This window comes from Acinetobacter puyangensis (assembly GCF_900096995.1).
GTDB classification, from domain to species: Bacteria; Pseudomonadota; Gammaproteobacteria; order Pseudomonadales; family Moraxellaceae; genus Acinetobacter; species Acinetobacter puyangensis.
In genome coordinates, this window is record NZ_OANT01000004.1 from 197,858 (window position 1) to 210,468 (window position 12,611).

General features: G+C 43.5%; 11 protein-coding genes. 10 read left to right on the plus strand and 1 reads right to left on the minus strand.

The genetic code is table 11. The annotated features are described in order from the left end of the window. The first annotated feature begins 23 nt into the window (after window positions 1-23). From CRO21_RS09455 to upp, 9 genes are all read left to right on the plus strand, one after another. Window positions 24-1,376, plus strand: coding sequence for an MFS transporter (locus CRO21_RS09455; protein WP_097079068.1), 1,353 nt, complete (start codon window positions 24-26; stop codon window positions 1,374-1,376). A 14-nt stretch (window positions 1,377-1,390) separates the two neighbouring features. Further along, the gene (gene pcaC, locus CRO21_RS09460) at window positions 1,391-1,795 is read left to right on the plus strand and encodes a 4-carboxymuconolactone decarboxylase (protein WP_097079069.1); all 405 of its coding nucleotides are present in this window, start codon (window positions 1,391-1,393) and stop codon (window positions 1,793-1,795) included. A gap of 30 nt (window positions 1,796-1,825) precedes the next feature. Further along, complete coding sequence (gene pcaH / locus CRO21_RS09465; RefSeq protein WP_097079070.1) at window positions 1,826-2,551, plus strand: protocatechuate 3,4-dioxygenase subunit beta; 726 nt, start codon at window positions 1,826-1,828, stop codon at window positions 2,549-2,551. A gap of 13 nt (window positions 2,552-2,564) precedes the next feature. After that, entirely contained in the window at window positions 2,565-3,197 is a 633-nt protein-coding gene (gene pcaG, locus CRO21_RS09470) for a protocatechuate 3,4-dioxygenase subunit alpha (RefSeq protein WP_097079071.1), read from the plus strand. A 58-nt stretch (window positions 3,198-3,255) separates the two neighbouring features. Beyond that, window positions 3,256-4,122 (plus strand): type I 3-dehydroquinate dehydratase, encoded by an 867-nt coding sequence (gene aroD, locus CRO21_RS09475; protein WP_097079223.1) that lies wholly within the window; start codon window positions 3,256-3,258, stop codon window positions 4,120-4,122. A 20-nt stretch (window positions 4,123-4,142) separates the two neighbouring features. Next, window positions 4,143-5,603: a NosD domain-containing protein gene (locus CRO21_RS09480; RefSeq protein ID WP_097079072.1), complete on the plus strand. Its 1,461-nt coding sequence runs from the start codon at window positions 4,143-4,145 to the stop codon at window positions 5,601-5,603. Between the two features lie 80 nt (window positions 5,604-5,683). Further along, on the plus strand, window positions 5,684-7,006 hold the full coding sequence (locus tag CRO21_RS09485; RefSeq protein ID WP_097079073.1) for a carbohydrate porin: 1,323 nt from the start codon (window positions 5,684-5,686) through the stop codon (window positions 7,004-7,006). 174 nt (window positions 7,007-7,180) lie between these two features. Next, window positions 7,181-9,610, plus strand: a complete 2,430-nt coding sequence (locus CRO21_RS09490; protein WP_097079074.1) for a glucose/quinate/shikimate family membrane-bound PQQ-dependent dehydrogenase — start codon at window positions 7,181-7,183, stop codon at window positions 9,608-9,610. Between the two features lie 230 nt (window positions 9,611-9,840). Further along, a complete protein-coding gene (upp, locus tag CRO21_RS09495; protein WP_097079075.1) occupies window positions 9,841-10,473 on the plus strand; it encodes a uracil phosphoribosyltransferase in 633 nt (210 codons plus the stop codon). Between the two features lie 42 nt (window positions 10,474-10,515). On the opposite strand, the gene gigC is transcribed toward upp, so the two are convergent. Next, window positions 10,516-11,412 (minus strand): LysR family transcriptional regulator GigC, encoded by an 897-nt coding sequence (gene gigC, locus CRO21_RS09500; RefSeq protein ID WP_097079076.1) that lies wholly within the window; start codon window positions 11,410-11,412, stop codon window positions 10,516-10,518. An 82-nt stretch (window positions 11,413-11,494) separates the two neighbouring features. Between gigC and CRO21_RS09505 the strand changes: the two genes are divergently transcribed. Then, on the plus strand, window positions 11,495-12,256 hold the full coding sequence (locus CRO21_RS09505; protein ID WP_097079077.1) for a ferredoxin--NADP reductase: 762 nt from the start codon (window positions 11,495-11,497) through the stop codon (window positions 12,254-12,256). Window positions 12,257-12,611: the final 355 nt, after the last annotated feature.

Sequence of the window (12,611 nt, forward strand, 5' to 3'; positions counted from 1 at the left end):
ACTTTCAGCCTAAGGAGGCAGATATGGCGTCTCAGGATAATGCTACTCAAAAAACGAGTATAGACGCACAGGCATTGATTAATGATGCACCGCTGAGCAAATACCAATGGTTTATTGCCATCGTGTGTTTCCTGATTGTGTTTGTAGATGGAATTGACACCGCAGCCATGGGCTTTATTGCACCGGCATTGGCTGAAGACTGGGGCATTGACCGTTCACAACTTGGCCCAGTGATGAGTGCTGCCTTGGGAGGCATGATCGTTGGTGCACTGGTGTCGGGTCCAACGGCCGATCGATTTGGTCGCAAGATTGTGTTGTCGATTTCGATGTTGATCTTTGGTGGTTTTACTTTGGCTTCGGCATATGCACAGGATTTAAATACGCTGGTGGTGCTGCGTTTTCTGACCGGGATCGGGCTGGGTGCAGCAATGCCGAATGCCACCACATTATTTTCTGAATATTGTCCGCAACGTGTCCGTTCTTTGCTGGTGACCTGTATGTTCTGTGGTTACAACCTGGGTATGGCCATAGGCGGTTTTCTCAGTAGCTGGCTGATTCCGACTTTTGGTTGGCATAGTTTGTTCTTGCTGGGTGGTTGGTCGCCACTGATCCTGATGCTACTGGTGATTTTTTTCTTACCTGAATCTTATCGTTTTCTGATTGTCAAAGGAAAGAATAATCATAAGGTTGGTCAAATTTTAAGACGTATTGCACCAGCACAGGTTCAGGGCGCTACCGAGTTTCATGTACCGGAAGAGAAGAGCGAAGGCAACAAGAAAAATGTTTTTGCCATCATGTTCTCCAAGCAATATGCCAAAGGTACATTTTTGCTCTGGTTTACCTACTTTATGGGACTGGTGGTGATTTACCTGCTGACCAGCTGGTTACCGACGCTGATGCGTGAAACAGGTGCGACCATGGAGCGTGCGGCATTTATCGGTGGGTTATTCCAGTTTGGTGGTGTGCTGAGTGCCTTGTTTATTGGCTGGGCCATGGACCGTTTTAATCCGAATCGGATTATTGCAGGGTTTTATTTAATGGCAGGTATTTTTGCCGTGATCGTTGGACAAAGTCTGTCCAATCCGACTTTACTGGCATTTTTTATCCTGTGTGCAGGGATTGCGGTTAATGGCGCACAATCGTCAATGCCTGTACTGAGTGCCCGTTTTTATCCAACGCAGTGTCGTGCAACAGGCGTGGCATGGATGTCCGGAATCGGACGGTTCGGTGCAGTATTTGGGGCATGGATTGGTGCAGTCCTGCTTGGCAATGATTGGTCATTCACCATGATTCTAAGCATGTTGTTTATTCCTGCAACGGCTGCTGCAATTGCTATTTTTATTAAGTCTCGTGTTGCGCATACCGATGCAACCTGATGGAGGATTTTGTGATGAATGATGAACAACGCTACCAGCAGGGTATCGCAGTGAGAACCGAAGTTCTGGGTGAAAAGCATGTCAACCGTTCACTGGACAACCTGAATGATTTTAATCAGGATTTTCAGAATTTTATCAGTCGTTTTGCCTGGGGTGAAGTGTGGTCACGTCCGGGACTGCCACGCCATACCCGTAGTCTGGTGACCATTGCCATCTTGTTGGCCTTGGGTCGTGAGGACGAATTGCGTATGCATTTACGTGCTTGCTTTAACAATGGCGTGACCAAAGATGATTTAAAAGAATTGATTTTACATTGTTCACTGTATGCGGGCTTACCAGCTGCAAACGCAGCGATGCATATGGCAGAAGAGGTCTTTACCGAGCTTGGTATTGCACCGGAAAAAATCAACAAGGATTAATGAATAAAGGAATTAAAGGGAGACGATAACATGTCGCAACTTATTTTAGGCGCTTATGCACAGCGCAATACAGATGATCATCCGCCAGCATACACACCCGGCTATAAAACCAGTGTGTTACGCTCGCCCAAAAATGCCTTGATCTCGATTGCAGAAACGTTGACAGAAGTCACTGCTCCACAATTTAGTGGTGATATATTTGGTGCAAAAGATAACGATTTGATTTTGAATTATGCCAAAGATGGCTTGCCGATTGGTGAGCGCGTCATCGTGCAGGGCTATGTACGTGATCAATTTGGTCGTCCTGTGAAAAATGCACTGCTTGAAGTCTGGCAGGCCAATGCTTCTGGTCGTTATCGTCATCCCAATGACCAGTTTATTGGTGCTATGGATCCAAACTTTGGTGGCTGTGGCCGTATGTTGACCGATGCCAATGGCTATTATGTATTTCGGACCATCAAACCGGGTCCTTATCCATGGCGTAACCGCATCAATGAATGGCGACCTGCACATATTCATTTTTCCCTGATTGCCGATGGCTGGGCGCAGCGTTTGATTTCGCAGTTTTACTTTGAGGGCGATACCCTGATTGATTCGTGTCCAATCCTTAAAACCATTCCATCGGAAGAACAACGACGTGCCCTGATTGCACTGGAAGATAAAAGTAATTTTATAGAATCGGATAGTCGTTGTTATCGCTTCGATATTACCCTACGTGGTCGTCGGGCAACTTATTTTGAAAATAATTTGACTTAAGGGAGTGATCTGTATGAATGCTTGGAATTTTCAGGAATTAAAAGAAACCGCCTCACAAACTGGTGGACCCTATGTACATATTGGCTTGTTACCGAAACAGGCCAATATCGAAGTGTTTGACAATAATTTTAACAATCAACTGGTACAGGAACAAACCCAAGGCAAACGTATACGTTTGGAAGGACAAGTGTTTGATGGACTGGGTTTACCTTTACGTGATGTATTGATTGAAATCTGGCAAGCCGATGCCAATGGCATTTATCCAAGTCAGGCGGATACGCAAGGCAAACCAGCCGATCCGCATTTTCTGGGTTGGGGACGTACCGGTGCGGATTTTCAAACCGGTTTCTGGCACTTTAATACCATTAAACCTGGCGCGGTACCAGGGCGTAACGGTACCACACAAGCACCGCATATTGCGTTGGTGATTTTTGCTCGTGGTATCAATATTGGCTTGAATACCCGTGTTTATTTTGATGATGAAGCGGACACCAATGCCAAAGACCCAGTTTTAAATGGAATTGAATGGGTACCACGCCGTCAGACTTTGATTGCAAAGCGCATTGAACAAGACGACGGAGAAATTGTTTATCGCTTTGATATTCGCATTCAGGGTGAAGATGAAACAGTGTTTTTTGATATCTAATGGACTTCAACTGCATTCTGATGCAGGATGCAGCCATTTCAATCTACAGGGAAAAGTAATGTTTATACTGAAAAAAATAGCGACACAGATTTGTCTGGGCAGTACCTTGATGATGACATTGCCATATACATATAGTTATGCTGCGGAGGCGGTTCGTCCACAAGTAACCAATTATGTGGTGAAAAACATCAATATTGCCGAATTGCCCGTGAAAACCATTGTACCGATTACAGCGAGTACCGCTGCACAGGCATTGGCACAGGCACAAGTGATTGCGGATAATCCAGATGCCGATTTGGCTGAGTTTCGGGTTGATTTACTAGCGTTTGCTGCCGATAGCAAAAAAGTCATCGCATTAGGTAAACAGCTGAATCAGATTCTAAAACATAAGCCCTTGATCGCCACGATTCGTACCCACAATGAAGGCGGCAAATTAACAGTGACGGATCAGGAATACGAGAAAATTTATCGTGAATATCTGAAACAACCGTTTATGCAGCTCTTGGACATTGAAATGTTTCGTGATCAGGGTAGTGTCGAGCGACTCACCAAATTGGCACATGATAAAAATGTGCTGGTGATCATGTCGAATCATGATTTTAAGCAAACTCCTGATGAGCAGGAAATTGTCAATCGTCTATTGAAACAGGATCAATTGGGGGCTGATATTTTAAAAATTGCGGTCATGCCACAGTCCAAACAAGATGTGTTTAGCTTGATGAATGCCACGTTAAAGGTGAGCGAGCAAAGTAAAAAACCTTTACTGACCATGTCAATGGGACGTTTGGGCACCATTTCCCGTATTGCTACAGCCAATATGGGTGGCAATCTAAGTTTCGGTATGATCGGCGAAGCTTCTGCACCGGGTCAAATTGATGTGACACAACTGAAGCAGTTCTTAAACACTGTTCAGCCTACACCATAATTTAAAAAGGAATTTAAATCATGAAATTGATATCTTCGGGTTTTAGTGCATTGGCTTTAGGTTTAATGCTATCAGGTGTTACGAGCGCAAAGACTTATATTGTTGATCGTTATCAGGACGATTCGGAAAAAGGTTCTTTACGCTGGGCTATCGAACAATCCAATACAAACACCAGTGAGGCCAATGAAATTCTGATTCAGGCGGTGGGACAAGCGCCTTATGTGATTAAGGTGAACTCTCCCTTACCTGCGATTAAATCATCGGTTAAAATTATTGGTACGCAATGGCAAAAAACCGGTGAATATATTGCCATAGATGGATCAAATTATATTAAAGGTGAGGGTGCTAAAGCCTGTCCAGGTGCAAATCCTGAACAATATGGCACCAATGTTCGTACCATGACTTTACCCGGTCTGGTATTACAGGACATTAATGGCGTGACCATCAAAGGACTGGATATTCATCATTTCTGTATTGGTGTGTTGATCAACCGTTCTAGCAATAACTTAATTCAGCATAACCGCATTAGCAATAACTATGGCGGTTCCGGTGTGATGTTGACCGGTGATGATGGTCAGGGTAATCCGACTGCAACCACCACCAATAACAACAAAATATTGGACAATCTATTTATTGATAATGGTGACGGACTCGAATTAACCCGTGGTGCAGCCTTTAATCTAGTGGCCAATAATCATTTTATTTCCACCTCTACCAATCCGGAACCTTCTCAAGGGATTGAAATCCTTTGGGGCAATGATAATGCTGTGGTCGGCAATAGATTTGAAAACTATTCCGATGGTCTGCAAATCAACTGGGGCAAACGCAATTATATCGCCTATAACGAGCTGACCAATAATTCACTGGGTTTTAACATCACAGGCGATGGTAATATTTTTGACAGCAATAAAATACATGGCAATCGTATCGGTATTGCGATTCGTTCGGAAAAAGATGCCAATGCCAGCATTACCTTAACCAAAAACCAGATTTGGAATAACGCGAAAGACATCAAGCGCTGTGAAGCAGGTGGATCATGTGTTGCCAATCAACGTTTGGGCGCAATAGTATTTGGTGTGCCTGCATTAGAACATGAAGGATTTGTCGGTTCTCGTGGCGGTGGTGTGGTGATTGATGCCAAAAATCTACAAAAAACCTGTACACAAGCCAATCAACAAAACTGTAATGCGATTCCCAATCAAGGCATTCAGCCACCGAAATTAACCCGTGCTAAAGGTCAAATTCGTGTTGATGTGGTGGGACAACCTAACCAACGTTATCAGGTTGAATTTTTTGCCAATAGCAATGCTGCATCCAATGAAGCTGAAACTTATCTGGCAACTGTGCTGGTGTCCACCAATGCTACAGGACAGGGTCAGGTGACATGGAATCCGACGGTAAAATCCGGTTCAATTACTGCGACTGTGACTGATAAAAATGGGGCAACCTCTGAATTAAGTCCAGCGGTTCGCATACAATAGGTTTAGGAAAGAAGCACTTATCTTTTGATCTTAGTTTAAAATGTAAGTGCATATTTTTGGGGAATAGACAAGGAATTGCCATGAATAATTACATATCAGCACTTAGCGTATTAACAGCTTCGGTATTGCTTTCACCTTTGAGCATGGCAAACCAGCCCTGGTCACAAGATCGCCAATGGCTTTTTGGAGATTGGAATGGTGAGCGTACACAACTGGAACAACAAGGCTATAAATTCACTGCTGCCCTGATGAATCAGTCGGCTTATGGTTTGGATGGCGGATATAAAGATAACAATGGTTTTGAAACAACCTCGCAACTCACATTTGGTGCCAATTTTGATTTGGCAAAAATTGCTGGCTGGGACGACACAACAGCAAATATTATTGTCACCAAGCGTGAAGGCAAGTCACTCACCAACGAAAGTATTAAAGATCCGCGCGCCAGTCAACTGGGTAATGTACAAGAAGTCTATGGTCGTGGAGAAATCTGGCGTTTAACTCAGGCATGGGTGAAAAAAGGTTTTAATGACAATACAGTACAGTTCAAGATTGGTCGTATGGGCTTATCCGATGACTTTAATGCGTCACATTGTGAATTTCAGAACTTATTGTTGTGTGGTGGACAGTTAGGCAAATCTATTGGTTCAATTTGGTATAACTGGCCGGTCAGTGTTTGGGGCGCTAACTTAAAGTATCAGTTTGCACCGGAATGGACAGTGGGTCTGGGGGTTTATGAAGTGAACCCCGACAATATTAAAACCGCATCGAATAGTGACGGTTTTAATCTAGACATGAACAATGTGGAAGGTGCATTAATTCCTGTCGAGTTGATTTGGAAACCAAAACTTGCCCTATTTAACGGATTGCCTGGAGAATATAAGCTTGGTGCCTTGTATTCTAGTGCAGAAGCCAATGATGTCAGTGTTGCGGGTAAGGTGCATGACAGTAAACATAGCGTCTGGCTGAATGCTCAGCAACAACTTAGTCAGCAAGGAGCAGATGCAAAGCGTGGTTTATATGTCAGTTTTAATGCGGTGATCAACGATAAAGATACTACTGCTGTTACCAGTACACAACAACTGGCATTTTGGTATAAAGGGCCATTTGATAGTCGTCCGAATGATTCGGTTGGCTTTGGTCTGGCAAATTATGTCGTGAATGATCGTGTCACTGACCGACAGATTGCCACCAATAACAGTCGTGGTTATGTGGATTATGATGCATTTGCAACAGATTACGTGCCAGTACAAGATGATGAATTAAATGTTGAGTTGAACTACAGCTATCAATGGTCTCCGGCGATTATGCTGCGTCCTAATCTACAATATATTTATCAACCTGCGGGCATCAAAGCGGTCAAGGATGCGTGGGTTGCAGGCTTAACCATGCGTATAAATTTCTAACGCGTATTCAATTTTAGAATTTGACTAAAATTTAAATGGTCCGCGTTATGCCGGAATCAACCAGCCAAAGTGGTTATGCTGCTTTGGCTGAACTTGTTAACATACGTGTATTCATGAGTGGGTATTGGCGAATATCAATGATAAAATATGCGCATGTCGTTTGGAGTAAGATCTATGTCTGACACTCATGCAAAGTCCCATATGCTATTTAAAATATGGTGTTTTATTCTGGGACTTGCCCTGTTATTGACAGGTGCATTTTATGTGATCGGTGGTGGAAAACTGGTGAGTCTAGGTGGCTCTTGGTATTTCCTGCTTGCCGGTTTGTTTACTTTGGCGTCTGCGTTCTTTATCTTTAAAAAGAAAGCACTTGGCGTCTTGATTTTTACACTGGTCTTTGCGGCAACCCTGATTTGGTCATTATTGGACGCAGGTTGGGAGTTTTGGCCATTATTCTCAAGATTAATGTTTCCGGCAGGTGTTTTTGCGGCATTAATGCTGACTTTACCGGCAATCCGTCGCTATCAATTCCAAACCAGTTTATCTGTACCGGCCTATGCAGTGGCCGGATTGACCATAATCGGCATGTTCGTCGGTTTGTATCAGATGTTTCAGCCGCATCCGACGGTTAGCGCATCAGGTCAGGCCCTCCCTTTAATCCCTGTGGATGCTGAAAAACAGCAGGTCAACTGGGCGCATTATGGTAATGATGAGGGCGGTAGTCGTTTTTCTGCACTGGATCAGATTAACCGGGATAATGTCAAAAATCTTAAAGAAGTCTGGCGTTTTCGTACGGGTGATTTTACCACCGGGAGTGGGAATGGCGCAGAAGATCAAATGACACCATTGCAGGTGGGCAATAAACTGTTCTTATGTACACCGCATAATAATATTTTTGCGCTGGATGTCGATACAGGCAAGCAATTGTGGAAAGCCGAAGTAAACTCTAAAGCGGATGCATGGGAGCGTTGTCGTGGCGTGGCTTATTTCGATTCAACTCAGCCTTTGACTCAGCCGACACTTGCCAGTGCAACGCCTGTAAAAGCAGTTGCCAGCAATACAGCATGTTTACGCCGTGTCTATACCAATACCCCTGATGGCCGCTTAATTGCAGTCAATGCAGATACAGGCGAACGTTGTGCAGATTTTGGTGTGAATGGTACGGTTGATTTATTGCAGGGTCTGGGTGATGGTACCAAAGCACCACGCTTTGAGGTGACTTCTGCACCCACAGTTGCAGGTTCAGTACTTGTGGTGGGGAGCCGTATCGCAGATAACTTTGCCGCAGATATGCCGGGCGGGGTGATTCGTGCCTATGATGTGATTACTGGAGAATTGCGCTGGGCATTTGATCCACGTAATCCTGATCCAAACTATAGATTAAAACCGGGTGAAACGTACAAACGTAGTTCTGCCAACTCTTGGGCGGCGATGTCATATGATCCACAGATGAATACCGTATTCTTGCCGATGGGAAGCTCTTCTGTTGATGTATGGGGCGGTAATCGTCAGCCACTGGATCATAAATATAATTCCTCTGTATTGGCCTTAGATGCGACCACCGGAAAAGAGAAATGGGTTTATCAAACCGTACATAATGATCTATGGGATTTTGATTTACCGATGCAGCCAAGTCTGGTTGACTTTCCAATGCAGGATGGCAGCAATAAACCTGCCGTGGTGATAGGCACTAAATCAGGTCAGTTCTTTGTACTTGATCGTGTCACAGGCAAACCACTGACCAAAGTGATCGAACAAGCCGTAAAACCTGCCGATATTGTTGGTGAGCAATATAGCGCAACCCAACCTCGTTCAGTCGAGATGCCGCAAATTGGTAATCAGACTTTGACGGAATCGGATATGTGGGGCGCAACACCGTTTGATCAATTGATGTGTCGGATTAACTTTAAGTCCATGCGTTATGAAGGGTTATATACTGCGCCCGGAAAGGATATTTCATTAAGCTTTCCCGGTTCTTTGGGTGGCATGAACTGGGGCAGTATTGCATTTGATCCAACCCATCAATATATGTTTGTCAATGACATGCGTTTGGGATTGTGGATTCAATTGATTGAACAAACACCGGAAGACTTGGCGCTTGAAGCCAGTGGTGGTGAAACTGTCAATACTGGAATGGGGGCAGTACCGATGAAAGGTACGCCGTATAAAGTCAACAAAGATCGTTTCTGGTCGAAGTTGAGTATTCCTTGCCAAAAACCACCGTATGGCACCATGACGGCAATTGATATGAAAACCCGTCAGATTGCATGGCAAGTTCCGCTGGGTACCGTACAGGATACTGGACCATTAGGCATTAAAATGGGATTAAAAGTACCGATTGGTATGCCGACCATTGGTGGTCCAATGGCAACACAAGGCGGACTGGTATTCTTTGCAGCGACACAGGATTACTATCTTCGTGCATTTGATTCATCAAATGGTCGTGAGTTATGGAAATCACGGTTACCGGTAGGAAGCCAAGGTACACCGATTTCTTATCGCTCGGCAAAAACCGATAAACAATATGTGGTGATCTCGGCTGGCGGCGCACGTCAATCTCCAGATCATGGTGATTATGTGATTGCCTATGCCTTGCCGGATTAATCGGTAAAGCTCACTTTTTATGTCATATCTGACGCCTGATTGAATGAAATATTTGATCAGGCGTTTTTTGTTAAAATGATCAAAGTTGATTGATGATTCCTCAATAATTCGGGCGTCGATTAAAATTAATTCATTAAACATAATCTCGGCATATTTCAGGTTAAAACCTTGGTGATCAGATTAAAAAATCCCTATAATAGCGTTTTGATTTAAATTTAAGGTAACGTCCTGTGCCGATACAAGAAATTCGCCATCCATTGATTCGTCATAAACTTGGTTTATTACGTCGCTCTGATATTAGTACCAAGAATTTTAGAGAGTTGGCACAAGAAGTCACGATGTTACTGACCTATGAAGCCACCAAAGATTTACAACTGGAAGACCATGTGATTGATGGCTGGGCTGGAAAAGTGCATTCAGAGCGTATTGCCGGCAAAAAAATTACAGTTGTACCCATCTTACGTGCCGGCATTGGGATGTTGGACGGTGTGCTTAACCTGATTCCAAGTGCAAAGGTGAGTGTACTGGGGCTGGAGCGTGATGAAGAAACACTGGAAGCACGTACTTATTATAAAAAACTGGTTCCGGATGTCTGCAATCGTATTGCCATGATCATTGATCCTATGCTGGCAACTGGCAGTTCACTGGTGGCAGCGATTGATGTATTAAAAGCTGGTGGTTGTAAGGATATTCGGGTCATGGTTTTGGTTGCTGCGCCAGAAGGTATTCAGCGTGTAGAAAATGCCCATCCAGATGTGCGAATCTATACAGCATCTATCGATGATCGCCTCAATGAAAATGGTTATATCATTCCAGGTCTTGGGGATGCAGGTGACAAGATTTTTGGTAGTGTGCAGAAATAATTTTTAAAATAAATAGCACTTAACGTTTAAAGAAAGAAGCAATTAAGCTTCTTTTTTTACTTGATCTTCACAAAATTGCATAAATGCCTTAAGCCCGGGTCCCTGATATTTTTGACGATGTACCAGCATAAATAAGGGACGGGTTAACTGCCAAAATGGGGTATCCAAAATAACAACCTGATTTTTTTCAGCAAGTGGGGCAATCGCCAGCTTGGAAATACATGCAATGCCAATTCCACCTGCCACAATTTTTAAAATCGCCTCATTATGGCCCAGTGTAAGACGAATATTGGCATCGGGTAGATCCTGCAAAATGGCATGATCAAATACTTCCCGAGTTCCCGAACCTTCTTCCCGCAAAATCCATTCTACGTCTTTAAAATCATCAATACTAAGTTTACGTTGTAATTGTGCCAACGGATGTGAGGGCGCACAGCACACTGCCAATTCATCATCTTGCCAGTGAATACACTGGAGTTGCGGTAAATGGCAAGAGCCTTCAATCAAGGCCAAATCGAGCTGGAATTGACTGACTGCTTCTATAATTTGCCGGGTATTGCCGACCTGAAGCTGTAAATGTGCCTGAGGCTGCTGCAATAAAAAGTTTGCCATTAGATCTGGAATTAAATAATCACTAATGGTTAAAGTCGCACCCAGACGCAAATCTATCCCTTGTAATTCACCTTTTGCGGCTTGTTCAAAGGCTTCGCAACGTCCAAGAATTTCCAATGCCTGTGGTAATAAATAACGTCCAAGATCATTGAGTTGTAGACGTTTACCCTGACGATCAAACAGCGGTGAACCTAAACCATCTTCCAGATCCGATAAGGCCATACTCGCTGCACTCTGGGTCAGTCGAACAGCATCACTGGCACGTGTTACCGTTCCCTCTTGTGCGACTGCAACAAATACAGCCAATTGGCGAAGCGTCATACGCATAATCAGGCTCTTAAATTAAAATAGTGAGTGAATCTTTGAGTCATGCTAACATGAGTGCTTTACAGTATGCCACGAAGTTACCATGTCTGAGGAAAAATATACTTTAGAAACCGTACTTTCTGTCAAAAGATGGACAGCAAATTTATTTAGTTTCACCATGACGCGGCCATCCGCTTTTCGTTTTTCTGCGGGACAATTTGCACGGATCGGGATTCAGGTCGAAGGGGAACTGATTGTACGGGCATATTCCATTGTGTCATCACCTTTTGATGAGACTTTAGAGTTTTTTTCTATCGTTGTGCCTGATGGTGCATTCACTTCACAATTACAATATTTAAAACCGGGTGATCAAATTTATCTGGAAAAAATTCCTTATGGATTTTTAACCCTAGCACGTTATCAGGAACCTGCACCACACGATTTATGGTTGCTGGCGACAGGAACCGGTTTAGCTCCGTTCATTTCCATGTTACAGGATTTTGAAACATGGCAAAAATATCGTTATATTGTTTTGGCTTATAGTGTGCGTACTCAGCAAGAGCTGGCCTATGTCGATCGAATAAATGAAATTCAAAACACTTTTGGTGAGAATGGTGCAGAATTTTGTTTTTTACCGATCATTACCCGTGATCCTTTTGCCAAACTCAATCATCGATTACCGAAATTAATCGAATCGGGTGATTTGGAACAGGAAGCCGATTTAAAATTTAATGTCGAAAGTAGTCATGTCATGCTGTGCGGTAATCCGCAAATGGTAGAAGATACCAAAGAAGCACTGAAATGCAGAGGCTTGATCATGAACCGCCGTGGCGTGGGTAATATTGCTGTAGAAAACTATTGGTAATCGATAAATTGCTAATAGAGAGATTAAAGCTATTTTTCTGAAAAAATTAAGTGGTTGGCAGACGATTTATGCCTGTGCATTATCATCTTATTTAACGTGAATTCGGGATAAGATGAGTAGAAAAAATCGATTTCGTAGCAGTGTCCGCTGCTTGTCCGAGGTTAGTAAGTTGTCTGCAAGATAATGTTTTTCAATTAATTTGTTTTTTTAGCGGTATTTGACCGAGTTTGCAGCGGACAAATGGTTTTGCCCTTGCGTGGTTATACCACTCATCCCGAAAGCCTTGCGAGCTATAGCTCTCAGGTCGAACCCAAGGTTAAACCAGATATATGAGCCTATAATATAAGACTCCGTC

Bases quoted from the DNA above. Each gene is read 5' to 3' on its own strand.
- CRO21_RS09455 (WP_097079068.1), top strand. From the start codon at position 24: ATGGCGTCTCAGGATAATGCTACTCAAAAAACGAGTATAGACGCACAG.
- pcaC (WP_097079069.1), top strand. From the start codon at position 1,391: ATGAATGATGAACAACGCTACCAGCAGGGTATCGCAGTGAGAACCGAA.
- pcaH (WP_097079070.1), top strand. From the start codon at position 1,826: ATGTCGCAACTTATTTTAGGCGCTTATGCACAGCGCAATACAGATGAT.
- pcaG (WP_097079071.1), top strand. From the start codon at position 2,565: ATGAATGCTTGGAATTTTCAGGAATTAAAAGAAACCGCCTCACAAACT.
- aroD (WP_097079223.1), top strand. From the start codon at position 3,256: ATGTTTATACTGAAAAAAATAGCGACACAGATTTGTCTGGGCAGTACC.
- CRO21_RS09480 (WP_097079072.1), top strand. From the start codon at position 4,143: ATGAAATTGATATCTTCGGGTTTTAGTGCATTGGCTTTAGGTTTAATG.
- CRO21_RS09485 (WP_097079073.1), top strand. From the start codon at position 5,684: ATGAATAATTACATATCAGCACTTAGCGTATTAACAGCTTCGGTATTG.
- CRO21_RS09490 (WP_097079074.1), top strand. From the start codon at position 7,181: ATGTCTGACACTCATGCAAAGTCCCATATGCTATTTAAAATATGGTGT.
- gigC (WP_097079076.1), bottom strand. From the start codon at position 11,412: ATGCGTATGACGCTTCGCCAATTGGCTGTATTTGTTGCAGTCGCACAA.
- CRO21_RS09505 (WP_097079077.1), top strand. From the start codon at position 11,495: ATGTCTGAGGAAAAATATACTTTAGAAACCGTACTTTCTGTCAAAAGA.